The 24,795-nt window shown below is 42.1% G+C and carries 25 protein-coding genes; 6 read left to right on the top strand and 19 right to left on the bottom strand.

Annotated features, from left to right (window positions below; translation table 11 throughout):
* The first annotated feature begins 20 nt into the window (after nucleotides 1-20).
* A complete protein-coding gene (locus J9317_RS08320; RefSeq protein ID WP_211557820.1) occupies nucleotides 21-1,925 on the top strand; it encodes a hypothetical protein in 1,905 nt (634 codons plus the stop codon).
* A 55-nt stretch (nucleotides 1,926-1,980) separates the two neighbouring features.
* On the opposite strand, the gene J9317_RS08315 is transcribed toward J9317_RS08320, so the two are convergent.
* From J9317_RS08315 to J9317_RS08300, 4 genes are read right to left on the bottom strand one after another with little or no spacing between them, the layout of a single operon-like run.
* Nucleotides 1,981-2,766 carry a 3-hydroxybutyrate dehydrogenase gene (locus J9317_RS08315; RefSeq protein ID WP_211557818.1) on the bottom strand — a complete coding sequence of 262 codons (786 nt, stop codon included), beginning with the start codon at nucleotides 2,764-2,766 and terminating at the stop codon, nucleotides 1,981-1,983.
* Nucleotides 2,767-2,790: 24 nt separating this feature from the next.
* Nucleotides 2,791-3,444 carry a 3-oxoacid CoA-transferase subunit B gene (locus J9317_RS08310; RefSeq protein WP_211557816.1) on the bottom strand — a complete coding sequence of 218 codons (654 nt, stop codon included), beginning with the start codon at nucleotides 3,442-3,444 and terminating at the stop codon, nucleotides 2,791-2,793.
* 15 nt (nucleotides 3,445-3,459) lie between these two features.
* A complete protein-coding gene (locus tag J9317_RS08305) occupies nucleotides 3,460-4,164 on the bottom strand; it encodes a CoA transferase subunit A (RefSeq protein WP_211557814.1) in 705 nt (234 codons plus the stop codon).
* 28 nt (nucleotides 4,165-4,192) lie between these two features.
* Nucleotides 4,193-5,638, bottom strand: a complete 1,446-nt coding sequence (locus tag J9317_RS08300) for a GntP family permease (protein ID WP_211557812.1) — start codon at nucleotides 5,636-5,638, stop codon at nucleotides 4,193-4,195.
* A gap of 470 nt (nucleotides 5,639-6,108) precedes the next feature.
* Here J9317_RS08300 and J9317_RS08295 point away from each other — a divergent pair, with 470 nt between their 5' ends.
* Both J9317_RS08295 and J9317_RS08290 read left to right on the top strand, forming a co-directional pair.
* Nucleotides 6,109-6,831 carry a type II toxin-antitoxin system SpoIISA family toxin gene (locus J9317_RS08295; RefSeq protein ID WP_284143268.1) on the top strand — a complete coding sequence of 241 codons (723 nt, stop codon included), beginning with the start codon at nucleotides 6,109-6,111 and terminating at the stop codon, nucleotides 6,829-6,831.
* A 26-nt stretch (nucleotides 6,832-6,857) separates the two neighbouring features.
* On the top strand, nucleotides 6,858-7,025 hold the full coding sequence (locus tag J9317_RS08290) for a hypothetical protein (RefSeq protein WP_211557805.1): 168 nt from the start codon (nucleotides 6,858-6,860) through the stop codon (nucleotides 7,023-7,025).
* A 393-nt stretch (nucleotides 7,026-7,418) separates the two neighbouring features.
* On the opposite strand, the gene J9317_RS08285 is transcribed toward J9317_RS08290, so the two are convergent.
* Both J9317_RS08285 and J9317_RS20915 read right to left on the bottom strand, forming a co-directional pair.
* Nucleotides 7,419-7,628 carry a hypothetical protein gene (locus J9317_RS08285; protein ID WP_211557804.1) on the bottom strand — a complete coding sequence of 70 codons (210 nt, stop codon included), beginning with the start codon at nucleotides 7,626-7,628 and terminating at the stop codon, nucleotides 7,419-7,421.
* 217 nt (nucleotides 7,629-7,845) lie between these two features.
* Entirely contained in the window at nucleotides 7,846-8,643 is a 798-nt protein-coding gene (locus tag J9317_RS20915; protein ID WP_211557803.1) for an STAS domain-containing protein, read from the bottom strand.
* 340 nt (nucleotides 8,644-8,983) lie between these two features.
* Here J9317_RS20915 and J9317_RS08275 point away from each other — a divergent pair, with 340 nt between their 5' ends.
* The 3 genes from J9317_RS08275 to J9317_RS08265 are packed head-to-tail and all read left to right on the top strand — an operon-like array spanning nucleotide 8,984 to nucleotide 11,828.
* A complete protein-coding gene (locus tag J9317_RS08275; protein WP_249292071.1) occupies nucleotides 8,984-10,156 on the top strand; it encodes a M20 family metallopeptidase in 1,173 nt (390 codons plus the stop codon).
* Entirely contained in the window at nucleotides 10,156-10,350 is a 195-nt protein-coding gene (locus tag J9317_RS08270; RefSeq protein ID WP_211557800.1) for a DUF3311 domain-containing protein, read from the top strand. The genes J9317_RS08275 and J9317_RS08270 overlap by 1 nt, the downstream gene beginning before the upstream one ends.
* The gene (locus J9317_RS08265) at nucleotides 10,350-11,828 is read left to right on the top strand and encodes a sodium:solute symporter family protein (RefSeq protein ID WP_211557797.1); all 1,479 of its coding nucleotides are present in this window, start codon (nucleotides 10,350-10,352) and stop codon (nucleotides 11,826-11,828) included. The genes J9317_RS08270 and J9317_RS08265 overlap by 1 nt, the downstream gene beginning before the upstream one ends.
* Before the next feature lie 76 nt (nucleotides 11,829-11,904).
* Here J9317_RS08265 and ytvA read toward each other — a convergent pair whose 3' ends face one another.
* The 13 genes from ytvA to J9317_RS08200 all read right to left on the bottom strand — a co-directional run bounded on the left by ytvA (nucleotide 11,905) and on the right by J9317_RS08200 (nucleotide 24,401).
* Nucleotides 11,905-12,732, bottom strand: coding sequence for a YtvA family blue-light photoreceptor (ytvA, locus tag J9317_RS08260; RefSeq protein ID WP_211557796.1), 828 nt, complete (start codon nucleotides 12,730-12,732; stop codon nucleotides 11,905-11,907).
* A gap of 438 nt (nucleotides 12,733-13,170) precedes the next feature.
* Nucleotides 13,171-13,962 (bottom strand): DUF4240 domain-containing protein, encoded by a 792-nt coding sequence (locus tag J9317_RS08255; protein WP_211557795.1) that lies wholly within the window; start codon nucleotides 13,960-13,962, stop codon nucleotides 13,171-13,173.
* 144 nt (nucleotides 13,963-14,106) lie between these two features.
* The gene (locus tag J9317_RS08250; protein WP_211557793.1) at nucleotides 14,107-14,268 is read right to left on the bottom strand and encodes a hypothetical protein; all 162 of its coding nucleotides are present in this window, start codon (nucleotides 14,266-14,268) and stop codon (nucleotides 14,107-14,109) included.
* Between the two features lie 329 nt (nucleotides 14,269-14,597).
* Nucleotides 14,598-15,347: a S1C family serine protease gene (locus J9317_RS08245; RefSeq protein ID WP_347880515.1), complete on the bottom strand. Its 750-nt coding sequence runs from the start codon at nucleotides 15,345-15,347 to the stop codon at nucleotides 14,598-14,600.
* 8 nt (nucleotides 15,348-15,355) lie between these two features.
* Complete coding sequence (locus tag J9317_RS08240) at nucleotides 15,356-16,918, bottom strand: zinc ribbon domain-containing protein (RefSeq protein WP_211557791.1); 1,563 nt, start codon at nucleotides 16,916-16,918, stop codon at nucleotides 15,356-15,358.
* Nucleotides 16,919-17,115: 197 nt separating this feature from the next.
* On the bottom strand, nucleotides 17,116-17,700 hold the full coding sequence (locus tag J9317_RS08235; protein ID WP_211557789.1) for a YdcF family protein: 585 nt from the start codon (nucleotides 17,698-17,700) through the stop codon (nucleotides 17,116-17,118).
* A gap of 224 nt (nucleotides 17,701-17,924) precedes the next feature.
* Nucleotides 17,925-19,136, bottom strand: coding sequence for a DUF2628 domain-containing protein (locus J9317_RS08230; protein WP_211557787.1), 1,212 nt, complete (start codon nucleotides 19,134-19,136; stop codon nucleotides 17,925-17,927).
* A gap of 147 nt (nucleotides 19,137-19,283) precedes the next feature.
* Nucleotides 19,284-19,511: a hypothetical protein gene (locus J9317_RS08225; protein WP_211557785.1), complete on the bottom strand. Its 228-nt coding sequence runs from the start codon at nucleotides 19,509-19,511 to the stop codon at nucleotides 19,284-19,286.
* A 67-nt stretch (nucleotides 19,512-19,578) separates the two neighbouring features.
* The gene (locus tag J9317_RS08220) at nucleotides 19,579-20,349 is read right to left on the bottom strand and encodes an SDR family NAD(P)-dependent oxidoreductase (RefSeq protein WP_211557781.1); all 771 of its coding nucleotides are present in this window, start codon (nucleotides 20,347-20,349) and stop codon (nucleotides 19,579-19,581) included.
* 185 nt (nucleotides 20,350-20,534) lie between these two features.
* Nucleotides 20,535-21,503: an LLM class oxidoreductase gene (locus J9317_RS08215; protein WP_211557779.1), complete on the bottom strand. Its 969-nt coding sequence runs from the start codon at nucleotides 21,501-21,503 to the stop codon at nucleotides 20,535-20,537.
* A 15-nt stretch (nucleotides 21,504-21,518) separates the two neighbouring features.
* Nucleotides 21,519-22,727 (bottom strand): MFS transporter, encoded by a 1,209-nt coding sequence (locus tag J9317_RS08210; protein WP_211557778.1) that lies wholly within the window; start codon nucleotides 22,725-22,727, stop codon nucleotides 21,519-21,521.
* 493 nt (nucleotides 22,728-23,220) lie between these two features.
* Nucleotides 23,221-23,799 carry a membrane lipoprotein lipid attachment site-containing protein gene (locus tag J9317_RS08205; RefSeq protein WP_211557772.1) on the bottom strand — a complete coding sequence of 193 codons (579 nt, stop codon included), beginning with the start codon at nucleotides 23,797-23,799 and terminating at the stop codon, nucleotides 23,221-23,223.
* Nucleotides 23,796-24,401 carry a hypothetical protein gene (locus J9317_RS08200; protein ID WP_211557771.1) on the bottom strand — a complete coding sequence of 202 codons (606 nt, stop codon included), beginning with the start codon at nucleotides 24,399-24,401 and terminating at the stop codon, nucleotides 23,796-23,798. Before J9317_RS08200 ends, J9317_RS08205 begins: the two co-directional genes overlap by 4 nt.
* Nucleotides 24,402-24,795: the final 394 nt, after the last annotated feature.

Raw genomic sequence — 24,795 nt, 5'->3', positions numbered from 1 at the left:
GAAAGGAAGGATTTTCACTATTGAAAAAAATCATCCAGTATTTTCTCGCTGCCACTCTTCTAATCGCCGCTCTCTCATTACTCAGCACGACTCCTTTAGCATCAGCTATTACCCAATACAGCAGCGCATCTGCTCAAGGTGAAAAGCTCAAAAAAGCAACAGAGCATTTTAATTCACTAATCGCTGCAGGTGATGTGAATTTAATAAACGCCAGCTATGATTCATTTACGAAGCAGCTTAAACAGACAGAAACAGCGATAGGGCGCGTCCCGGGGAAAGTAAATCGCTCAAATCTGAATGGACAATATATACGACCGGCTAAAATTGCGAAGGAACGAACGATTTATGAAATATCTCAATTCCGGCTGATGAAAATGATTGAGGGCCGCTTCACGCAGGCCAGCCTTGAAAATGCCGGTCCTGATCTTGCAAAATTGTCCCGTCTCGAAGAGCGGAGCAGGGCAATTAAAGCCGCAGGAAACTATCAGCTTTTAAGTGTTAAAATCACTCAAACTTTAATTGAGAAGCGAATCCAGCTAGAAAATGACTACTCAAAGCTGAAAAGAACCTTCAATGCCAATGATCCAGCATTCCTTTTTCCGAAACTCACCGAACTTAAAACAAACTGGGCTGTTTTAAGTGAAGCAGAAAAGAAAGAATTCATCCGCAAGGATCCCTGGACTCTTGCAGGGAATACAAAATACTTAGGCTATCTCCCTAAACATTTAGGATTTCTCTATCATCTAACAGGTGAGCAGGATTATAAAAAAATGGTTCAGGATATGCTGCCTTTATTTGAAAGGTACTATTTTAAAAAGGGCAGGTTTCAATCTCCTGAATATCAAAACACAGGCTGGTGGTACCGCGATCAGTTTGCGAGGGATGGCCGCGGTTTGCTGGAAGCCTATCAGTATACGCAGCTGCCTGAAGTATTAAGATTCGTGGACAGCCAGGCAGAGAAATGGATACAGCAAGTTCCACGCGGCAGAAACCTTGGATTTACGGTATTTCCATATGGAATATCAGATAAAGGTGAAACAGGCCCGCTGGAAATTAATCCGAATCAAAATTTACAGGTGGCTTCCCTGTTTTCTGAATTATACTGGGAGCCAAAATCCAGATTTTATCATAGTCCGCTTGCAAAGGACATTGTATTAAATGAAGTGGGAGCTGTTCTTGCTTTGCAAAAGAAAAACGGGTCTCTTCCTTTGACTCAAAATCTTCCTCTTGTGGAAGATACGAATTACGGAGGATATTCAGGTAATATGCTGTACCAGCTTGCACAGGTTTGGGGCAATAAAAAATGGATGAAAGCTGATGTGGAAATCGGAAAGTGGCTTTTTAACGAGTACACCATGGATCACCCATGGAACACCCCGGCTGACGCCCCTAATTATGCTATAGACCGGATTGGCAGCTTTAATCTGATCAGCCGTGTTCAGCCGTTTTACGCAGCAGGAATACCCTATGAAAAAGTACAAGCATGGATTCAATTTTCCGAAACGCGTTTTCCGAATGAAAAATTGTACCTATTGGAGAGATGGTACATCTCCCAATCAGTTCCAAGAGATTATTTAGATAAGAACATCACGCGAAAAAACCAGCTGCCTCCTAAACTTTACACGGAAGCAGCGGATCGAACCGTTTCCGCTAGAATTATAGCAGAAGAGATAACAGATGTTAAAATTACCGTCGTTCGCACTGACGATTCATCTGTTCCGTTCAGCTATTCAGAAAAAGAGGATTTGAAAAGAGAGATTCCATTAAAAGCCGGTAAGTATAGGGTCAATTTTGACGTGCACGAAGCAAATGGAAGCATTTCACAAGCCAGTAAAGAAATTGTCCTGCCCGCAGACAATTCAGTGAACTTGGACGTTATGCTATTTGACAGAAATCACCGGTTTTATGAAAAGGTAACTAATTAATATTGTAACCTTCTGCTCAATAAAAAAAGGAACTCCGCCGTCGGAGTTCCTTTTTTCATTGTACCGTATAACCGCCATCCAATACTACAGCCTGGCCGGTTACGCCTCGTGCCTTATCACTTGAAAGAAATACGGCATAGTCTGCAATTTCCTGTACATCAAGGAGCCTTTTTTGCGGAACAAGCGGATAAATTACTTCTTCAAGTACCTTTTCCAGTTCGACGTTTCTCGTTTTAGCCAGATCAGAGAGCTGATTGCGGACAAGAGGGGTATCCACATATCCAGGGCAAACGGCATTTACCGTAATTCCATGCTCCGCCCCTTCAAGAGCAGATACTTTTGTAAGACCAATTACTCCATGCTTCGCACTATTGTAAGCAGCTTTCCCTGCAAAACCAATTAAACCATTTATGGATGCCATATTGATGATCCGGCCAAACTTCTGTTTTTTCATAATTGGAAATGCATGCTTTGTGGCTATAAAAGGAGCTGTCAGCATCACCTTTATCAAAAATTCAAACCGGTCTGTCGGAAATTCTTCAATTGGTGAAACATGCTGCAGCCCCGCGTTATTAATAAGGATATCAAGACGGCCGTACTTTTCCATGACCGTTTCAATGGCTTCAGCAATATGCTCTTCTTTCGTTACATCACACACAGCAGAAATTGCTACTCCGCCTGCCTCTCTTAATTGACCAGCTGCCTTTTCTGCTGACTCTGCTTTTAAATCAGATACGATTACCACTGCACCTTGAGAAGCGAATTCTTTCGCAATTTCAAATCCGATCCCGCTCGCTGCACCTGTGATCAGGGCCACTTTTTTTTCTAGTAAGCGTTCCATGTCAGGCTCCTTTTCCATGTGATTTTAATGGGCCGTCAATAAATTTTGGCTGATGGTAAAAGAGGCTTCTGTTTTTTCCTTCACCTCTTCGATCGAAACACCTTCCTGCAGTTCAACCAGCTCCATTCTGCCTGAATGAAAATCAAAAACAGCCAGATCTGTAATGAGGCGATGTACCACTTGCTTTCCTGTTAAAGGCAGTGTACATGCTGATTTCACTTTGGACTCCCCATGTTTATTTACATGCTCCATAATTACGATAATTCTTTTAGCACCATTCACCAAATCCATGGCGCCGCCCATTCCTTTAATCATTTTCCCCGGAATCATCCAGTTAGCCAGGTCCCCTTCTTCGGAAACCTCCATGCCTCCAAGAATGGCCAGATCAATATGGCCGCCGCGTATCATCGCGAAGGATTCTGCACTGTCAAAATAAGAGGAACCAGGAACGGCCGTTACCGTTTCTTTGCCAGCATTAATCAAGTCAGGATCTTCTGTTCCTTCAACCGGATATGGCCCAATTCCGAGAAGTCCATTTTCTGACTGAAGCAAAACATTGTAATGAGCAGGTATTTCATTGGCTACAAGTGTCGGCATCCCAATCCCCAGGTTTACGTTCATGCCGTCTTTTATTTCTTTTACAGCTCTCTTGACCATTTTTTGGCGATTTTCCATCATTGCATTTTGCCTCCTTTACTGTGCCTGTAGTACGGTTCGCCGCTCGATGCGTTTTTCGTAATTTTCCCCAAGGAGTACGTGCTGGACGTAAATTCCCGGTGTATGGATTTCATCCGGGTCAAGCTCGCCAGCTTCTACAATCTCTTCAACCTCTGCAATGGTAATCTTCCCAGCCATAGCGGCAACAGGATTAAAGTTCCTCGATGTTTTTCTAAACACGAGATTTCCGAGAGAATCTGCCTTCCATGCTTTAACAAGAGCAAAATCTCCGATGATTCCGCGTTCCAGAATATACGTTTTCCCGTCAAACTCCTTATGCTCTTTCCCTTCCGCTACTTTTGTTCCAACACCTGTAGCCGTGTAGAAGCCGGGAATCCCGGCTCCCCCAGCACGCATTCTTTCCGCCAGTGTTCCTTGAGGAATAAGTTCGACCTCCAGCTCTCCGCTTAAAAACTGGCGTTCGAAAATCTTGTTTTCTCCTACATAGGAAGACATCATCTTTTTTATTTGATTATTAGCCAGGAGCAATCCAAGTCCCCAGTCATCCACCCCGCAATTGTTGCTGACGACAGTTAGGTTTTTAACTCCTTTTTCCTGCAAGGCAAGAATGCTTTTTTCAGGAATACCGCATAGCCCGAATCCTCCAACAATCAATGTTGCGCCATCCTGTATCGGTTCAATTGCTTCTTCAAAAGATTTAAGAATTTTTCCTTTACCCATGAGTTTCCCCTTTCCTGATGCTTGTTTGTTAGACTAAACCAGTTAAACTGTAAAGACCAATGATGACAAATACGGCAATGGTCTTAATAATCGTGATCGCAAAGATATCGCGATAGGACTGACGATGTGTTAATCCTGTTACGGCAAGCAAGGTGATAACCGCTCCATTGTGCGGCAGCGTATCCATACCGCCGGAAGCCATTGAAATGACCCTGTGCATAACTTCTGGTGGAATATTGTACTTTTCAATTGCCTGCAGGTACGTTTCAGACATTGCACTCAACGCAATACCCATACCGCCGGATGCAGATCCCGTAATTCCGGCTAAGGTTGTGGTTGTAACCGCACCGTTAACAAGCGGATCCGTAAATGTGCTGGAAATACCAGAACTAACGGTTTTGAATCCTGGCAAAGCTGAGATTACTCCTCCAAATCCATACTCAGCACCCGTATTCATTGCGGCAAGCAGCGCTCCTCCAATCCCAGCATTCAGCCCTTCCTGAATGTTTGAGGTAACAGCTTTCCAGTTAAATGCAAAGGTTGCAATAATACCGATGAGCAATGCAAGCTCCACCGACCAGATTGCGACAACGGAAGAAAGCTCAATTTTACCGAATGCCTCAAGCCCTATGGCAGTGAAATCAAAACCATCCGGATACCACTGAGGGAAGGATACTGTGAAAAATTTATTCATCACCCCAACAAGAATAAGCGGGACAAATGCAAGGATTTGCCTTGCTGTTGAGGGATCTGTATTTGCCGATACGGAAGCAGCTTCTTTTTCAAGCACAAGATCTGAACCCTCGGATGCTGCAGCGAGCTCGGATGCAAAACCTGCATAGCCCTCTCCTGCTTTTTCTGCTTTCTTGCGGCGGGATTCCAAATAAAGCATACCGAGTGTCAATACAAAAATCGCTCCGACAATCCCTAAAACGGGTGCAGCATAAATATCAGTTTTAAAGAAAGTCGTAGGAATGACGTTCTGAATCTGAGGAGTTCCCGGCAGAGCATCCATCGTAAAGGTAAATGCCCCAAGCGCAATCGTTCCGGGAATAAGCCGTTTCGGAATGTCTGCTTCCATAAACAGGTTTTTAGCAAACGGATATACGGCGAACACAACGACAAACAGGCTGACACCGCTGTAAGTAAGGATTGCTCCCATAAGGACGATAGCAAGAATCGCCCTCTTCGCTCCCACCAGCTTCACGATTGTCTTTGCAATCGTTTCGGCTAAGCCGGACATTTCCACGACTTTTCCAAAGATGGCCCCAAGTAAAAAGACCGGGAAATACAGCTTGATGAAACCAACCATTTTTTCCATAAATATATTTGAGAAAAATGGCAGCACGAAGCTTGGATCCGTAAGAAGTACAGCAAAGAGTGCACAAATCGGAGCAAACAAAATGACTGAGAATCCTCTGTACGCTACAAACATCAGCAAGCTTAAAGACAATAAAATAATAATGATTTCCACATATATCCCCCTTTTCTTCTGTGAAGCCGGTCAAAAAGGAAGCGCTTCCAACCAACTTACTAAACTATTAAGCAAGAAGCGTGCCAACGATACAGAAAGGATTGAATGTTCAGAAAAAGTTCACAGAACATTGATAGGACACATATTGAAAATTTTCATGAAAGAACAAGACCTTAGAAAATTTCCGGTTTCCCGGAAAAGACACGTTTAAACTTCCGGAAAATCGGAAATTTCCGTTTTTCCGGAATTCCATCTCATCTATTCACCCTTATATAAAATGGAAGATGAAATTAGCCACCGCGGTCAAATCAAGCCTGTAAAGGACATTTGGCCTAAGATAATGTTTTAGGTTAAATTAATACGTTTAAACATGCAGGGTATTTCTCCCTTTTTGTCGAATAAGCAGACAGGAAAAGGAGGTTGAATCACTTAATGGATTTAAAACTGAGCGCTTCCTCACTAAATCGTTTATGATTCTTTTTTATCAATGGCTGGTTTGGTTTGTGCTTTTATTGCTGGCATTTTACGGTATTTCTCATTGGATTTGGGAGGATCGGGTAAAGAAGGCATCTGAATCAATCCGCAAAACGTGGTATCTGCTATTTTTGCTGGGAGCTGCTGTATTCTGGACAGCATACCCTGCTTCTCTATTCTCTGATTGGAAAAACTACCTGATTGTCTTTGGGGTTTTTGTTCTAGTCGATGCTTTTCTGTTTCTGGGTATGTATATTAAAAAACTTGGGGTTAACGAACTGGAAAGGCATACGGAGGTTTTAGAAGAGAATGCCCGACTTGTCCAGGAGAATAATCATCGCCTTAAAACATTCGCGAATCTCCTTCAGCATGTTTCCATTAATCTGTATCAAGGCGGCCTTACTGAATACATGCAAGGGCTGGATGAGCTGATTCAATCATTTGCAGAAAAAAACGATATGGCTGCTTCCTTCCATTCGTTTGACACAGATCAGGAAAAGGAACAGCTTCTAGGGGTGATTGAAAGAAAAGGAGGCATTCGTTCCGCGCTTGAACGAAATGAAATTGTCTATCGGCCCGAAGAAAAGACAGCTCTGATTCCGATTGAAATTCAGGGAGTCACATTTGTATTAAAGATTAAAGCTGCAGCCGATGAAGTCAATGAATCGGATTGTCTCCTTTTTCTTTCCTTAATTCATATGTATGATATAATTTATTAAAAGAACCTTAAAGGCGGTGGTTCAAAATGAGTTCAAAAACCATTGAGCACGATTTCGGGGACAACAGGATGAAACGCGTCAAGAAATCAAGCATCAAAGCCCCTTCTGTTACGATGTCACCCCAGACAAAACGCCTGCTTGAAGCGAACAGCAAATTGCTCTCCGAGTATAAAAAAACACGATTTTCTTCATAATAATAGGCGCTGGGATTGTCTCCTTAGCGTCTTTTTTTCTGCACAAAGCATATAGTAATCAGAAAGGTTGCACGTTTCCGGAATGCCCTGAGCTTTATATTTGAGGCCCAGACACTGGAGTTGGACGAAGCTCCGGCAGGTTAAAGAATCAAGTGTTTACCTAAACTATAATAAAGCGGTGATCATATGCAAAAGCGGACAGTTGCTTCCTCAATTAAATCCCCTTGGGTCACTGAGTCCCCTAAAACAAAAGATCTGCTCCAAAAAAATAAAGAAGCAATAAGATTTTTTAACGGACTAAAGAACAAATACCTGCTTGGAGAGTAATCCAACCTGTTTCATCCACTTACAAGTATTCATAAATGCACGGGCAGCATGCAAAAATCCTGTTCCCTAATCATTATTTTTCTTCATCGTCACTTTTCTCACAGCCTCTTCAATTGCTTTTTCCTTCACAGGGTGAGTGGCTCTGGCATATTTGTTCCGTTTAATGGGATGCTGCGCTACGGCTGTATAAGATTTGCTTTTTCTTGTAACTTTCACCCAAATAGTAAGCATATCATTGTAATTATAGGCCAGGATTTCTGTATGCAGGGCTAGCATCTTGTTTCCTCCGATATAAAATTTAATTGATGTATTTTAAATATCGGTTTTATTCAAAAAAATTTCTATAGACCTAATTCACTGATTTTTCAAAGGTCAAAAGCACAAATTAAGTTGGTAAATGTATCCTTTGCAGAACTTAAGTCCAGGCACTTTTCAGGCTAAATAAGTGAAAAGAACCAGAAAAAGGCTCCCGGATTCGGGAGCCTTCATTTTACTACTCTTTAATACTTGCAATTGCTTGATGCAGACTTGAGAAGGATTGCACTTCAAAGTTTACACCGAGCTGAGTCATCGTAATCGCAAGCTCAGGACGGATGCCGCTGATTTTGCTGGTTACGCCTGAAATTCTAAGCGCTTCAAGTACTTGGAATATTTGCTGAGCCACCATCGTATCAATCACCGGAACTCCTGAAAGGTCAAGAATCAAATACTCCAGTTTAAATTCTGCACTCTTTTCCAGAGCTGTTACCATTAATAGCTGGGCTCTTCTTGTATCAATGTCTCCAATGACTGGCAGGATGCCGATTCCTTCTTCAATTTTCACTACAGGAATGGAAAGCTCATCTACTGCATGCTGGGCAGAAGAAATCTTTTCATCATGTGCCTTCATATAACAAATCGAAACAAGCTCAACAGATTGGTCTACTACTCTGTCAAAGATGGAATAGATCGAATAGTATTCATTGATCGTCAATTCTTGCTTGCTGGCTTCTTCTTTAAGGAGTTCTCCAATGTTCTGCTTGGCGGTCCTCATCTCAGCAATTGCTGCATCCAGAGGCAAGCCTAGCTCTACCAGCTTGTTCGCAAAATCCTTTCCCCATTTCTTAACTTCGCCAGCTGATTGTTCTGAAGACAGGGTTAATGAGTTTGCATAAATTTCAATTAATTTTTTCCTCCAGTCCGTTAAATCCTGTTTATTTCCTTTAAACGAACTAAAGCTTTGATTTCTGTATGCCTTCTGAAGGACTAGATCCTTAAACTTAATTAAGTTAATATTCGCTGAAGTTGCCACTTGTTTTCCTCCTTGCCGGTTATACAAGTAAAAAGCTTCTACTATTCTACCGCAAAATCTGAAAAGAACCAACCCATACAGCCAATGTTCCATTATTCCCCAGAGTCGGTCTTCCAGCGGCGGGCAGCTCAAGATCAATCTGATTTGACTAAGGCAATCCAAATACAAATCTAATAACTGATCCCCCCTGAGTCATTTCTTCCCAGTATATTTCTATTTCCTATTCCTTCTTCCTCCCCTTTCCCTTCCTTTTTTAATTCTTCAGCATTAAATACTTTCTTAATTGTCTCAATTTTTATATAATTGCAACTATACTTAAAAAAGGATGGAGGATGTATGGATGATCGTACAGAAAAAAGACCGTGAAAAAGTGATTGGATGGAGAAGACATCTCCACATGCATCCAGAGCTTTCTTATCAGGAAACAAAAACGTCCCAATTTGTCTATAACGAACTTCAAAAGCTTGATGGTTTAGTGTTATCCAAGCCAACACCTACTTCTGTATTAGCAAGGCTCAATATGGGGAAACCAGGAAAAATCCTTGCAATCAGAGCGGATATGGATGCACTGCCAATTGAAGAAGAAAATGACTTTGAGTTCACCTCTCGAACCCCGGGAGTTATGCACGCCTGCGGACACGACGGACATACGGCGATGCTTTTGGGAGCGGCAAAAATATTATCTGAACATAAGGAAAAGCTTAGTGGAGAGGTTCGGTTCATCTTTCAGCATGCTGAAGAACACCCTCCGGGAGGGGCAGAAGAACTTGTCAATGCCGGGGTTATGGATGGCGTTGATTTTGTGATTGGAACCCATTTATGGTCTCCCCTGGAAACGGGAAAAATTGGCATCGTTTATGGTCCGATGATGGCCGCCCCAGATACATTTAAGGTTCGGGTGATTGGAAAAGGCGGACATGCAGGAGTGCCTCATGAAACAGTTGACAGCATTGCGGTATCCGCCCAAATCATTTCCAGTCTGCAGCAGATTGTCTCAAGGACGACTGATGCTTCCGAGCAGCTTGTCCTTTCGGTTACTCAAATTTCAGGCGGTTCTGCAGATAACGTCATTCCCGGTTTTGTTGAATTTGGAGGAACTGTCAGAAGTTTCAATGAAAAATTACGAAACCGGATTCCCGAGCAAATTGAACGGATAATTAAAGGGATTACAGATGCACATCAAGCTTCTTACGAATTTAACTATGTAACGGGCTATCGTCCAGTAATTAATGAAAAGCACACAACAAAACTACTTCATGCAGCAGCAGAACATCTGTATGGACAAGAAGCAGTTGAGATCATGAAACCAAGTATGGTGGGTGAAGATTTTTCTGCATATCTGCAAAAAGCGCCTGGATGCTTTTTCTTTACAGGGGCAGGAAATAAAGGAAAGGGAATCACCTATCCTCACCATCATGCAAAATTCACAATTGATGAAGATGCTTTGGAGATAGGTGTGAGCATGTTTGCAGAAGCAGCCAGGGTCATGCTTTCCGGTAAGGGGGACGAATAATGAAGCCCCTCTATTTGCTGGCAATTTTCCCCGTCATAGGATTCTTTGGAGGGCTCTCATTTGCAAACCGTGTGGAACCATACGTATTAGGACTTCCTTTTTTATTTTTCTGGATTATTCTTTGGGTGGCGCTGACTTCGGTCATTATGGCTGTCATCTACCGCTTTGATCCTGCTAATAAGGAGGAGTTGTAATGGCTGTTTCACTGCTGATTGTAGGTGCATTTTTAATTTTTTCCCTCTTTTTGGGACTCAAGGCAAAACGCGGTAAAGATATGGATTTGGAGCAGTGGACTGTCGGGGGCCGGGGATTTGGAACGATGTTTGTATTCTTGCTGATGGCTGGTGAAATTTATACTACGTTCACTTTCCTCGGAGGCAGCGGCTGGGCATATGGTAAAGGCGGACCTGCTCTCTATATTCTTGTCTATGGCACACTCGCCTATGTTTTATCCTATTGGCTCCTTCCGCCAATTTGGACATATGCCAAGGAGAAAAATCTGATGTCTCAATCCGACTTTTTCGTCAGTAAATATAAGAGTCCGATGCTTGGTGTTCTTGTCTCGCTGGTAGGAATTGCTGCGCTCATTCCATATCTCGTTCTGCAGCTGAAGGGTCTTGGAATTATTGTCTCAGAAGCTTCCTACGGTGCCATTTCACCCGTCATCTCAGTTTGGATTGGCTTAATTACCGTAACGGTCTATGTCATGCTGTCAGGTATTCATGGCTCTGCCTGGACTGCCGTTGTGAAGGATCTATTAATTCTGGTCATAGTCGTATTTCTCGGCATTTACTTGCCCATTCATTATTATGGCGGGTTTCAGCCGATGTTTGAATCCATTGAAGCAGCTAAACCGGGATTCCTTACCCTTCCTGATTCGGGGATGAGCATTAGCTGGTTTATTTCAACCATTATTCTGACGGTTTTTGGGTATTACATGTGGCCGCATACTTTTGCGTCAGCCTATACGGCTCAAAATGCAAAAGTTTTTAAGAAAAACGCCTTTTTAATGCCTCTATATTCGGTTGTGTTGATATTTGTACTATTTGTTGGATTTGCAGCTATTTTGAAAGTACCCGGTCTCAAAGGTGCGGATGGCGACCTCTCCCTATTCAGACTTTCCATGCAGACATTTGATCCATGGATGATCGGCTTGATTGGTGCAGCAGGCCTGCTGACTGCCCTGGTGCCCGGTTCGATGATGCTGATGGCAGCCGCAACTTTGTTTGCAAAAAATGTGTACAAGGCAGCGGTTCCTTCCGCTACCGATCAGCAGGTAGCCAAGCTCGCAAAATATCTCGTCCCGGTCATCGCTTTGATTGCCGCTTTCTTTACCTTTAACGGCGGAAATACGATTGTCACGCTTCTTTTGATGGGCTACAGCCTTGTTACACAATTATTCCCAGCTTTACTGTTCAGTCTGTTCCGCAGCAGATTCGTTACAAAGCAGGGGGCAATGGCCGGAATTATAGCAGGAGTTTCCATCGTCGCCTATACGACTCTTGCAGGAACTACAATTGGAGGGTTATTTCCAGCACTTCCTCAGCCGGTCAAGGATTTAAATATCGGGATTGCCGCCTTATTTTTTAACGTGATTTTCATGTTAGGTGTGAGTGCCCTTACTCGTTCCAGTCATGTTAATAAAGCTGCAGATGAAGAGAAGACTGCCTAATATTGAAAAATCAGGGTGTATGGCAAATGAAAACCCGGACCAGTTATTTTAGGTACCGGGTTTTTATTTGATTTAATTAAATACGGTTTTTGAAGAACACATCAGGGCTTTGGCTGCTTTCTTTTTTTACGTATTCCAATGCATGCTTTACAGCGGGGAACACTTTAATAGTGTTTAATTCTTCGTAATCCTCAAGTTCTGTAACGGCCATGCGCGGGTATATCCCTGTAATCATGAGCTGGGTACCAAGAAGCTTTAGCCATCCATTTAAGTTCACCATATAATTCGAAAGCGCACGGTCGAAAACGGACAGACCTGAAATATCAAGGATTAAATATTTGTCCCTCGTTTTATCTTTATGCTCCATAATATTTCTCATTAAAATGGTAAGCCTCTCGCTTGGAAAAGACCCGATCAGCGGAAGAACAGAAACCTGATCTTCAATGGAAATGATAGGGGTTGATCTTTTATCCGCCTCCATCATAGCTTGTTCCATCAAGGACTGATAATGTTTTTCCATTGTTACATCTTTTTGGACTCCTATAAAATAATAGCGATTTTCTTCCTCTATATAGAATGGGTCGATATTCAGCTGATTATAAAAAGGGGTTCCATCCTTTCGATAGTTTAGCAATGTTACAGAAACAGACTTCTTTTCATGAACGGCTTCTCTGATTTTATCAACTTCTTTTTGATCTGTTTTTTCTCCTTGCAGAAACCTGCAGTTTTTGCCAAGAACCTCTTCCTCCCTATAGCCCGTTACTTCTGTAAATCCTCTGGACATATATAAGATGGGATTTTCTTTTACGGATGGATCCGTGATAATGATTCCTGTTTGAGAAGAATCCAGGGCTTTGAATAGCAGTTTCAGCTGTGGATGATCCAGATTCTTTTCCAAAATCATTTTCTCCCTTCCCCCTTCCTTAGACATTCGCCAATTTATTTCCATAATCTAACTTTTCTTTCCCTACTATAGCAATCCTGATAATTGCGGACAAATTTGGATGTGCCAAGAATGTTCTATGATTGCTGCAATAATAAAATGAAAGCAGGTTTATAGTTGCTTCCTCTGTTTAAACTAGTTTGGTTTGGGCTAATTTCCGCTGCAGATTGTCAGCGACCAGCAGGGCGGGCGGTGAGGCTCCGGGGCGCAAGTGCCTCCGGGGTCCACCTCTCCTGCTGCTCTAGGCAGGAGTCGCGCATCTTCCGCTCCAATCAGCCTTACTATAATTGTTCAAATAACAATATAAAAAAATAACCCCTGGAATGCATACAGCGTCCCGGGGGTTTCAATTTCAATATATCTCTTCTCAGCAGGACTTTTTAGCCAGCCCCTCTCTTTCTAGCATTCGAGCGGATTTTCTCCATAACGTTCCCATAGCTTAGGGAAACGCAGCATTAAACCTTCTTCATCTTCTTCATCCCAATCAAGTACAATATCGGGCTCCATTACCGGTTCCAGCACAATTTGATCATATAACTCATAAAAGCTGTTATCATCCTGTCCAGTCTTTTCCTCAAACGCGAGGGCTCCAATATATGTTAAATCTTCGAATTGAGGAATCTCTTCCTTTTCTTCTAGATTATTCAAATAAGGAATTAAGCTTTCCGGATCCATAATGGCAGACTCATAAACTTCTTTGCCCTGATAGAGAAGCCATGCTCTGAAATAGTCAAATCCATCATCAGAACAGCCGCCCATAATAATAAAAGCCGCGGCCCAAAGGTGTGAGGTGTAGGATTTCACAAAATAGCGTGAAAAGATTTCATCAAATTTAATAATGTCCTGAACCGGTTTTTTCGCTAAATGTTCAACGAGCCATTCCAGCTGTTCCTCCTGCTCATCTCCCTTCGTTTTGGCTTGCTCGAAAATTGACCAGAATGCATCCTCTGTCATCCCGCTTTTCTTTAACATCTGCATAGATGACGTACCTGGCCTGTATCCTTTTTTTAGTTTTGATCGAATTAGCCGCTCAGCCTCTTGGTGGCATTCGCCAGCACTTTCAAACTTCTTGGAACGAACCGTCCCGGTTGTTCCCGCTTTACCAAAGGTAACGATAAATGCAGTTCCGCTTACTTTTATTTTCCAAAATTTATTTGATGAATCATCCTGATAATGTAATAATGTCTCCACACTAATCTCCTCGCGGCCAGTTTTTCTTTCTTTTCGGTTAGTCCTATTTTGTAACATTTTATGGGGAATGGCAACTTGTCATGCAAAATTATTTCAATGTGGATAATTGTTAGAACGAAAAAAAGCATCCGGTCATACCGGATGCTATAGGCGGTCATCATTTTCATTCGTTTTTTCTACTTCCGCTTTATTTTTAGCGTTTTTAACCGATTTAACGATAACGACTCCCATCATTACAAAGATAGCCGCTAAAACGAGGGCCAGACCAGCAACCAAAATCATAAACAGTAAATTTCCGGATCCCATTACAAAACTCCTTCAGCAACCATTAGTATAGTAGCCATTATACCCTTATCAAATCACCTGAACAATGAAGAGCCATTTAAAACGGGTGACAGATTTATGAAACCTTATACTTCGTGGTACATATTGATTGTTAAGAACAGGAGAGATGGTCATGGTAAATGGAATCAAAAAGTGAAGAAGAAGAGATTGTTTGCTTATTGTATGGAGTTCCTAATTTCTTTTCCGGAAATGCTTCTTTATGCGGCAAGATTGACAGGAGGGCTGATAAGGCTGGTTACCATAGTCCTTCAATGAAACAGGCAGCCTTATTATTCAGCTGCATGTCCCCTTCATTCAGCCTGGTTTGCCCAGGAATCTATTTCATCCAGTACAGCTATAATCGGTATGCTAAAGCCGATTGTTCCCTGATCTGTCGCTGCGGAATTTATACCTATTACTTTTCCAGTTTTCTTATCTACTAGAGGCCCTCCGCTGTTACCCGGTGCAATTGGAGCAGAAATTTGATAGGCATCCTTGTAGTAGGTTTGCTCAATGTTCACTTCCCTGTCCACACCGCTGATAATACCATCTGTAACCGTATTTTGCAGGCCAAGCGGGCTGCCCAATGCCAGCACTTCATCTCCAATAGCAGATTTCTTCTTTCGCTCAACCGGAAGCGGTTCATTCCCTTTTAGATCCTTGACTCGGACAAGAGCGATATCCCTCGAAGGGTTTACACCAATGACTTGTCCGCCCATCTCGCGTGAATCCTTGGTTAAAACCATTACCTCTTTTGCATTTGCTACAACGTGGGCATTGGTGATTACATCCCCTTTTTCATTGTACTGAAATCCAGAGCCAAGGGATCCATCATCAAGCTGAATCGTTACAACATGTTTTTGTGAATCTTCAATAATTTTTTTCACTGCATCCGCGCTGTCCGTGCTTGCAGCCTTTGCTGTATCAAGCTCAATAATTTGAGAGGAGAGCTTAAGCTCCTTAGGAATGCTGTTGTGGAATATAAAAATGCTTGTAACTCCAGCTGCCCAAATAAGAACCGTAATGATGCCGCTCCCAATCCACTTTTTCACCTTTTTCACCCGCTCCTCTATTTTCTGTAAACTGCCTGATCAAGTACAATTTTGATTTCTTTTCCATATTCTTTATCAAGAAAAAAGAAAAATTCTGCCTCCTGGCCGCTTTTTATAGCTACTTCTTTTGACGATACATCCTCATTGAACAGAAACTTTCCTTTTTTATCGTAAATTTTCAAATAAAGTGTTGGGTTATTCAAAGTGGATCTCGTCATGCTTTTCAGCTTTCCCGTTACAACATAGGTAAATTGGTCCTCTTCGAACGTCACTTTACCAATCTTTAGTGGCGGTTTTTTTGAACGCATCGCTTTTGAATTGATTACAGACCAATGTCTTTCTAAGAAAACCGGAAGAGAACCGGAATAGCTTAATTTTTGATCCTCAATTTCACTGAGCCGGCTTGTCAGCTCCGCATTCTCATAATTCGTATATTTAAGCCCGGATCTCAATGCCTTTATGGCTGCATCAAAATTTTTCTTCCTCATATATTCTTCGGAAGTCTTCTGGGAAATCGCAACAATCTTTTTAACAAGCTGTCCTTTTACTTCCTCTGCCTCAGCTGTTTTCAGACTGATTATTTTTTTAAGCTGCTCCCCGATTTCATCCACTGAATCCATTTCTGCCGTTTCAGTTTTGACCATTTCGACAATTAACTCAGTTTCCTGATCAGATGTTTTCGTCTCAAGGGGAGCAAAGATTGGACTTTTTCTTGCTTGAATATCATTGCGGACGTTGTTCAGAGCATCCTTTGCCTCACCGAATTCTTTGCTGTCAATCTTCTGTTCAATAGATGATAAAGTCTTTTCTACCTTTAATGCAGACTCTACTTCTACTTTTACCCGTTTAATGACGGAGTTCTCCGGTCTAATCTTCGAAGCTTCTGCTAATTTTTTAACTGCTTGTTCATAGCTGCCGTCAAGCGCATAGTCTTCTCCTTCATAATGAAGGGCTTCAGCCTTTTGATTCGCATTCTTTTCATTGGATTGGACTGCAAACGCTGTGCCAGTAAAAAGAAGAAGACTTGCTGCAGGAATGCCGATGGTTAATAACCATTCTTTTTTCGTCGCTTTTCTTTTATGTTGAACGTTACTCTGATTAGTCTCTGAAGCTGATGCGAACTCCGTTTGATTGCCTATATCGATTTGATCATGCCTATCCTGGGCATATGGATCATATTGAGGCTCTTCAGGGTACAGAGCATCCCCAGCTGAATGAGAACTTCCATCCTCATTATGAGAATCTTCTTTAGATTCATGAGATTGCTGTAAGTGTTCATTCTCATTTAGAGCAGGCACATCTTTTTCAGCGTGATCTTCTCCATAAATATTGTTTTCTTTCTCTTGATATGAATCATCATTCCGCTCATCATGTCCCATAAAATGAATGGATTCTGCTGTTTCATGATCTTTTTCATAATGCTTTTCCTGCTGTTCAAATTGACCAGCACTTTTAGTATGTAAATACTCCTCCTGATGGTCATAATGAACTGAATCAGGATCCTTTATGACTTTTGTCCCGCACATCGGACAAAAACCTTCACTTCCGTTCAATTTCTTCCCGCATTCCCTGCAATACAAGCAAATGACCTCCTTATTAAAAGTTTAAGCAGCTCGATTACCATAGTCATAAGTAACAGTAATCTTTAACCATTTTTACACATTCCGAAACATATATTGGAAAAAATACTGTTCATCAGGGTAAATGGTCACAAAAACCATAAAAAAGAGACCCAGGGACTCCCCCTGCGCCTATATGATTAATATATTTTATTCGTTTACTGCAAATTTCTCTGGACATAAAAATTCGATAAGGCCAGGTATTCTCTTATGTAAGATTTCAATTTAATTACAGCAGGAGTTTTAGCTGCCAGTCCTGAAACTGCAAGTCCATGGTCTTTTGCAATCATAATGGAACGGTATAGATGAAAATCATTTGTAACAATGATTCCTGCTTTCGCATTTTTCGGAAGGAGCTGCTTTGAATTCCTGATATTTTCATTAGTGCTTGTTGATTGATCCTCACTGATGATTCGCCCAGAATCAATCCCCAGATTTAGCAAGCCTTCCTTCATTGCATCCGCTTCTGTGCGGTTTTCCCCTGGTCCCATTCCTCCGGAGACGATTGCCACTGTGCTTCTATTTTCACTCATATATTTAGCCGCTGCTTCAATCCGGTATTTCAAGGCTAAAGATGGGACATTCCCATTCACCTTGGCTCCAAGGACAATTAAGTAATCGGCGTTTGCAGGCGGTTTGGATTGGGCATACTGATGTATTTTCACATTTAAAAAAATGAAATAAACAAATCCCGAAACAAGCAGTCCTGCGAGCAGCCATAAAGACCATTTCTTTTTTTTCATATTCTCCCTCACTTTTTAACTTCTCCAATAAACACTTTAATAAGGCTGTCCGTAATGTATTTGTGTCTGCAGAGTCTTTCTTAAGCTGCTTTCCAAATCAGCATATTAACATCCCCATAGAAAGCAGCTTCAAAGCCGCATTCTCAGCGATCCTTCCATTATATAACAGAGGCATCATAGCGTAAATATGTCTGAACATGACAAAACCGGCATCGGCCGGTTCTTTAAAGGATGGTAAAGAGAAGCACAGAAATAAGCAAATACCCTATTATCACCCCAAAAGTAATATAGATGCCGGCTGGAGCCGTTCCGCCTCTCGAAGCAACCAGCTGGTTTTTAGCTGCCCATGAACCTTGCGAAGCATGAACCCGATCCAATTCCTCTCTTGCATGACTGAGGTAAATCCGGTTCGCTAAGATTCCGATCACTGCTAATAGGAAAGGAACCGCTATTGCCGCTATCCAATACATTCCTGTGACAGCGATAACCAAGCCTGCAAGTATAAAAGCCCCTGCTGTAATGACCATTGGGGCAAACATCTTTCGATAGCCCATCCAAAAAATAGTTAGAAAGAACGCTGCCCAGTTCATGCTATATTGCTTTTTCCAGCTGGACAGATAATAATCGCTTTTCGGTCCTGCAAAAATCCCCAATAGCTCCTCCTCCTGAGGATTTAAGCGGGCAGGATGCTGGGAGACAGGAGAGTGAATTTGATCCGTCGGCTGCTGCATGGAGTGTTCAATGGCACTTGTGCTGATAGAAACAGCAGACTGAACAGGGTGCAGCCTTGATTGTTTAACATTAATAGGATTTGGTTTATTTTCCCGGTCAATATCGACCGGTTTTCCATTTGCAGATGAAAGCCTCTTTTTATTAGAATCAGGGTAGCGATTTTTAGATTTTTTTGGAGCCGTTTCATGAAAAGATGCTGTACTTGCATTCTGGCTTTTCTCAATTTTTCCGGGATAAGTCATTTGCGGTTCATCAGCTCTTATGACTTGCTCCTCATAAGAAAGATTACTTTTAGAGACCGAATCCAATGAGTTTTCTCCTGAAAACAATCCAGCATAGGCCAATTCCGGTGATTCGGGAATATTCGCAGGAGAATTTGGATTTCTTTTTTGTGCTTCATGATGGAGAACCGCCGTTTCCTTCATCCTGGAATGTGCGGGTTCTTTTTTTTCAATGTCTTCCTCCTCCATTGAAAAACTCTCATTTCCGCTGATATTTATTAATGGCTCATTCGTGCTTATATTCCAAATTTTTTCACGCGGCATCGAAACGGGTGCTGTCGTTTCCTGTATTCCTTGAACAGCCGCGGCCTGCTCGATGTGAGCAGGGTCATAAGCTCTCTCCCCGCTGCTAATGGCATTCCCGCATCTTGCACAGAATTTGTCTTCTGCTAGAAGTTTCATTCCGCATTTTGTACAGAACATAATGGAGGCTCCTCCCTGACATGGATTTTATGTAACTTAAGACTTTGGTAAAAAAATGGACATATGTCATATACCCCTTCCAAATATTACAAAAACCTTCCTTTTCCAGTAAAAAAAACCCTCCACCCGGGAGGATTATTCTTCAAATCATGTTGAGGGACCGCTCTTTATTTCCATTTGATAGCCGATACTGTGTAATACTCTTCTGAAAGCCTTCTGGGAAGCCTCTAATTTTACAGGATCATTCCTGTTTTCTTCAAGCATGGCACGGTAATCATGTTTCAGAGCCTGCAGCTGATATGGATGCAGCTGCTGCGGAACATATTTTTCTTCATTGAGTGTAATATAGATGTCGTTTGCAGTGAATGCTGGCAATTTAACCCCTCCTGAACTGGCAGATTATAGGTACTTATTCCCCCAGCAGACTTCACTGAAACTTTTTTCAAAATCCATGAATCGTCATTCCGCCATCTACAAATAACGTTTGGCCGGTTACATAATTCCCCGCTTCGGATGCCAGAAAGACTGCAGGGCCTACCAGTTCCGGGAGCTGGCCAATCCTGTTTAGCGGCGTAACGGATAGAAGCTGATTGACGTATTTTTCATCCTGCAGCAGTTTCTCTGTAAGAGGTGTTTCAAAATACCAGGGGCCCAATGCATTTACATGGATATTATGTTTCCCCCACTCATAAGCAAGTATTTTTGTCATTTGAATAAGGGCTGCTTTTGTTGATCCATATACCACGCCAGTCGGCAGAGCAGTATGCCCCGCTACCGAAGCGATGTTGATAATTTTTCCTCCAGTGTTTTTCATCACCTTTGCAGCTTCCTGGGAGGCCATAAAAGCAGATTTTAAATTCGTATTCACAATTTCATTCCATTCTTCATCTGTAACCTCTAATGCAGGTGTTCGAATATTCATACCGGCATTGTTGACGAGAATGTCGAGCTTTCCTGCTTTTTCATGAACCTGTTTAAATGCTGATGCAAGATCTTCCCTTACCGTTACATCCCCTTTAATGGCATATGCTTTTTTCCCATGGTCCTTTTCAATCACATTCTTCACTTCATCTAAATCAAGCTGCGTCCTTGCGATGAGTGCGACATCGGCCCCAGCCTCTGCAAATCCTATTGCAATCGCCCTGCCAATTCCTTTTCCAGCACCGGTTACAATAGCTGTTTTCCCTTCAAGACTAAAAGACGGCAAAAACATACCCTTTTCCCCCTCCATATGTAGAATCCCTTTTAACTGTAAGCAAAAAGGGTTGGTATGTAAACTGAGCAGGCTTATCACATGAAAAAAAACCCGGTATTATATCAAACCGGGTTTAGCAGATTTTGTCGTAAAACCTATATATTTTATTTTTGGTCGATTTAACTTTATTTTGGTCGATATATTTATACCCTGGGTACAGCATGTGCAGGAAAATGAGGCAGTACTTCTTCTCCTAGTTCCTGAATCACTTCATCTGCCGGCCGTTCTCCGTCGAATAAAGCGAAAAACAAGTGATTTACTCCAATTTCTTTATACTGTTCCAGCAGTTCTTTCAATGTGTTCCTGCCTGCTCTGAAGCCAAGACGTATAGGAACGGGACTTTCATTCGGATCTTCTGCAAGATCCAGATGCATTGGCTGGCTGAACGGTTTAAACACATCAGGATGGAATTTGGCTGAAAGCTCCCTCCACTGCCTGATTGATTCGGCCTGAAGATGCGGACTGCGGGGATAATACATCCATCCGTCTCCATATTTCGCAAACCATTTCATATCCTGCTGACTGTATCCTGTAATCATGGTTGGAATTTTCCTATAAGGTTTCGGAGCAAGATCTGCTCCATTGATTGATCCCATCGTTCCTGAAAGTACAGGATAGTCTTCATACAAAACTTTATTCATATAGTGGAATGCCTCAGCAAAGCGCTCCCCTCTGGTGGCATGAGTCACACCCAGAGCTTGGAAATCTGCCCGCCGGTCTCCGGAAGAAACCCCCAGAATCAGCCTTTCTGGAAAAAGTGCATCTAAAGTAGCCGCTTCTTTTGCCACCCTTAATGGATGTCTCAGCGAGAGAACGGCAGCCGAAGTACCTAAAGCTATTTCTTTCGTTTTACTTGCCAAATAGGTCAGATAAATCATCATGTCATAAATCTGCCCTGTGGCAGGATCCCCAAACTGAGGATCCTGCAGCAGAACATCTCTGAACCAAAGACTGGTAAAACCATACTTTTCTGCCTTTTGTGAAAGCTCCACCTGTTTTTCCATGGTCGGTGTTTCAAAGCGGTAATTTTCAAGCGGGATATGCAGACCGAGAGTCAGCTCTCCCTCTTTATACATCCGATTGTATGAACGGTGTCCATTAAACAGTGTCATCCGAGCATTCCTCCTTTAAGCGGAACGTGTGTGTTTTTTCTCAATCGCAGAACTCCAGGCTGTTAGAAGAACTGCACTAAATACCATCACACCGCCGATCCAAGGTGTGTGAATCAATCCGATAGAGTCCACAATCAAACCTCCAACGAACGCACCGATTGCAATACCTACGTTAAATGCTGCTATATTAAGGGCAGAAGCAACGTTTACAGCAGAAGGCACATGGCGCTCAGCGAGCTGCACCACAAATACCTGCAGCCCCGGCACATTCATAAAAGCGAGCAATCCCATTAAGAAAATGGTAATTAAACCTGCCGCTTTAAATGGAGCGGTAAAAGTGAGCACTACTAGCACGATGGCTTGGACCAAAAACATCCAGAACAAAGCTTTTAGCGGATTTTTATTCGCTGCTTTTCCTCCTACTGCATTACCAATAGCAACGGCTACTCCATAAACAAGCAGCAGAACGCTGACTGAACCTGCAGCAAATCCTGTAATATCTTCAAGTATTGGAGCTAAATAAGTGAACGCTACAAATGTTCCGCCGTAGCCCAATGCAGTGATGGCAAAGGAAAGCATGAGCGGACCGTTTCCAAGAATTTTAAAGTTATCGCTTATTTTAGATTCAGGTGCTTTTTTCAAGTTGCCAGGTACTAAAATTGCACTTGCAATAATGGCTATAACTCCTAATGCCGCCACTGCCCAGAACGTTGCTCTCCAACCGAATGCCTGGCCAATGAATGTCCCAAGCGGCACTCCTGTAACTGTTGCGACGGTTAAACCTGTAAACATAAAGGCAATCGCACTGGCACGTTTGTTTTCAGGAACTAAATCTGCCGCAATCGTTGAACCGATGGAGAAAAATACTCCATGGGAGAAAGCTGTAATAAAGCGTGCAATGAGGAGCAAGGTAAAGCTTCCTGACATTGCAGCAACTGAGTTTCCTGCTATAAATACAACCATGAGCAGCATAAGCAGTGTTTTTCTGTTCATTTTATTTGTGAGTGCAGTTAAAACAGGAGCTCCGATTGCTACTCCCATGGCATAGCCGGAAATTAAGAGTCCAGCAAGTGTAATTGATATATTTAAATCATTCGCTAAAGATGAAAGCAAACCAACTGGTACAAATTCAGTCGTTCCAATTCCAAAAGCACTAATGGCCAAAGCAAGAAGGGCGAGTGATCCGCCTTTTTTCTCCCTTTGATTGATTGCAGTTGAGCTCATTCGAACTCCTCCTTTTCATGTAAATACACATAAATAATTGCTGCTGCAGAAATGCGGGCCCGGCATTCCTGGAACCTTCTGAAGCTATTATGACCCATACTGTTATTTAATAGAAGTACGCACTTTGAAGTGCTGTAGGTACTTAGAAGTTCCTATCCGCTTCGTTAAAAACAGTACAAGGGAGCTGTTAGTCATTATGGGATATTTCTGTCGTTGGGGAAAGTACGCACTTTTATGTACGATAGGTACCTGGAAGTGCCTAATGGAGTGCATAAAAAAAAAGACCTGATGAAATTGGTCTTTTAGTTAGCGTATTATCTCAATCTTTGATGCTATGAAATTACATTAGGTTGATTTCCACACAGGATATTGAATTGCATGGAGCGAACGGGCGGCCTCCTCAGTGCACAGCGCATGTAAGGTCTTTCCTGGCCCGCTGTTTCTATAGAAGCCTCGCATCTTCCGCTTTAATCACATTAAAAGGAGCCTTTAGTTAATCATAAAGGATTGTTTTTTCGTTCTCAAAATAAGCTCGAAACGTTTGAACACCAGGTTCGCTGTCACCAATTCGTTCATCATTTGTCAAAATTGCCTCTACTAAGAACTGTTCGCCGGCAAACTTCTGTTTAGCAGAAAATAACTGATAGGTTCCTTCGAGCTTATAATCTGAACCATTTCTGTATAAAGGAGAAGAAGCTGAAATCATAAATTGCCCTTTGCTTCTATCTTCATTTACACCTGCACTGATCCTTAAAATTTTATATCGGTTCGGTCTGTTTTTCCCCTGGATTTCAATCGGGTCTTTGTTGCTCAGTTTCATTATGTATATATATTTTTTATTGTTGCTGTTATAAAGGGATTCAATGGAAAAATCAATGTTATTTACGTTGCTGTTGAATGAGTGTTCCGAAGCTGTATAACGGACCAGTTCCTCATTGCCAGTGCTCAAGTCCTTTACAGCCATCGTAGATTCCGGAGCTTTTGGCGCTTTTTTGATTACTTCTTTAGATTGTGTATTCTGGCAGCCTGCTAAGAAAAACAGAATAAATGCCAGGAAGACAGCCCGCCTCAATTAACAGATTCCTTTTTCGTGTCACTCAAGCGCACTCCGTTCGGATCCATTCCATTCCCTATCCCGTTTAGTACTACTTGATGCAATTTTGATTCCTCATCCATAACAGAGAAAACCGGAACATCCTTATTAAATAAATGATTTATATCTTTTTCTAATCCTTCTTTAGACACGCAAATAACCATTTCTTCTATGGCTGCATCTCCCGAAGCTAGTACATCCAGATGAGTTTGAAGCTCAATGCGGAAACCATATGGAGTTGAAAGAAAGGTTCTTCGTTCATCCTCCTCTACCTTCCATCCGAGATTCCTTGCCTTTCCGCAAACCATTCTATGTTCCTCTTTTGAAACAAAGAAACCAATGTGATCAAATATCACCTTTTTTCCATATCCAACCGTAACGTTGATTTTCCCCTTCTTCATTTCGATAATCCGGAACAGCGGCGTGTTTTCACGGAAGTCTTCCCATGCAAGCGGCGGATTAAAGGATTGAAATGACCCGTTAAGCCTGCCAATCCGCTGATGAACAGTAAACCCAAGTTTTGTATAAAACCTTTCTGTCTCTTCTAAATAAGGTGTCCAGTAGTGGTAGTGAAACAGCATCTTTATCTCCCGCTTTCATTTAACATTAAGGATTATTTTACCATTAAATTGCCTCAATTTTAGAAAAATTTAGCACTGTTAAGCTTGGCTGTTGATTTCCGCCACAGCATCCGCTTTTCACTGGTTAGGTGTCAGAGGAGCATGTTTTTGCCGATTGAGAATCCGTTGCCTTCTATTTGTCCGATGGAGCACGCTATCCGTCCGTTCTGCTATTCTATTTAGCCGTTCCCATTATGCCGTTCTTATTCTAATAAATTCCAGCCTGCAGGTTTTCGCTTCCATCAAAAAAGGAGTGCTCTTATGATGAGAGCACTCCCCCTGCAGTAATTTTAGCTGCTGGATTTTTCCTTCTGCTTCTTTTCTGTTTAGCTTCGGGAATTGCCAATGTGATGAA

Origin of the sequence: Metabacillus flavus (assembly GCF_018283675.1) — a bacterium.
GTDB classification, from domain to species: domain Bacteria; phylum Bacillota; class Bacilli; order Bacillales; family Bacillaceae; genus Metabacillus_B; species Metabacillus_B flavus.
The sequence above is the reverse complement of the archived record's forward strand: the minus strand, read 5'-3'. Positions and strand labels throughout refer to the sequence as shown.

What these genes read in the sequence shown, in the direction of transcription:
- J9317_RS08315 (WP_211557818.1), bottom strand. Translation starts at nt 2,766, where the DNA reads ATGGAACGCTTACTAGAAAAAAAAGTGGCCCTGATCACAGGTGCAGCG.
- J9317_RS08310 (WP_211557816.1), bottom strand. Translation starts at nt 3,444, where the DNA reads ATGATGGAAAATCGCCAAAAAATGGTCAAGAGAGCTGTAAAAGAAATA.
- J9317_RS08305 (WP_211557814.1), bottom strand. Translation starts at nt 4,164, where the DNA reads ATGGGTAAAGGAAAAATTCTTAAATCTTTTGAAGAAGCAATTGAACCG.
- J9317_RS08295 (WP_284143268.1), top strand. Translation starts at nt 6,109, where the DNA reads ATGATTCTTTTTTATCAATGGCTGGTTTGGTTTGTGCTTTTATTGCTG.
- J9317_RS08290 (WP_211557805.1), top strand. Translation starts at nt 6,858, where the DNA reads ATGAGTTCAAAAACCATTGAGCACGATTTCGGGGACAACAGGATGAAA.
- J9317_RS08285 (WP_211557804.1), bottom strand. Translation starts at nt 7,628, where the DNA reads ATGCTAGCCCTGCATACAGAAATCCTGGCCTATAATTACAATGATATG.
- J9317_RS08275 (WP_249292071.1), top strand. Translation starts at nt 8,984, where the DNA reads ATGATCGTACAGAAAAAAGACCGTGAAAAAGTGATTGGATGGAGAAGA.
- J9317_RS08270 (WP_211557800.1), top strand. Translation starts at nt 10,156, where the DNA reads ATGAAGCCCCTCTATTTGCTGGCAATTTTCCCCGTCATAGGATTCTTT.
- J9317_RS08265 (WP_211557797.1), top strand. Translation starts at nt 10,350, where the DNA reads ATGGCTGTTTCACTGCTGATTGTAGGTGCATTTTTAATTTTTTCCCTC.
- ytvA (WP_211557796.1), bottom strand. Translation starts at nt 12,732, where the DNA reads ATGATTTTGGAAAAGAATCTGGATCATCCACAGCTGAAACTGCTATTC.
- J9317_RS08250 (WP_211557793.1), bottom strand. Translation starts at nt 14,268, where the DNA reads ATGGGATCCGGAAATTTACTGTTTATGATTTTGGTTGCTGGTCTGGCC.
- J9317_RS08235 (WP_211557789.1), bottom strand. Translation starts at nt 17,700, where the DNA reads ATGAAAAAAAAGAAATGGTCTTTATGGCTGCTCGCAGGACTGCTTGTT.
- J9317_RS08230 (WP_211557787.1), bottom strand. Translation starts at nt 19,136, where the DNA reads ATGTTCTGTACAAAATGCGGAATGAAACTTCTAGCAGAAGACAAATTC.
- J9317_RS08220 (WP_211557781.1), bottom strand. Translation starts at nt 20,349, where the DNA reads ATGTTTTTGCCGTCTTTTAGTCTTGAAGGGAAAACAGCTATTGTAACC.
- J9317_RS08215 (WP_211557779.1), bottom strand. Translation starts at nt 21,503, where the DNA reads ATGACACTGTTTAATGGACACCGTTCATACAATCGGATGTATAAAGAG.
- J9317_RS08210 (WP_211557778.1), bottom strand. Translation starts at nt 22,727, where the DNA reads ATGAGCTCAACTGCAATCAATCAAAGGGAGAAAAAAGGCGGATCACTC.
- J9317_RS08200 (WP_211557771.1), bottom strand. Translation starts at nt 24,401, where the DNA reads ATGCTGTTTCACTACCACTACTGGACACCTTATTTAGAAGAGACAGAA.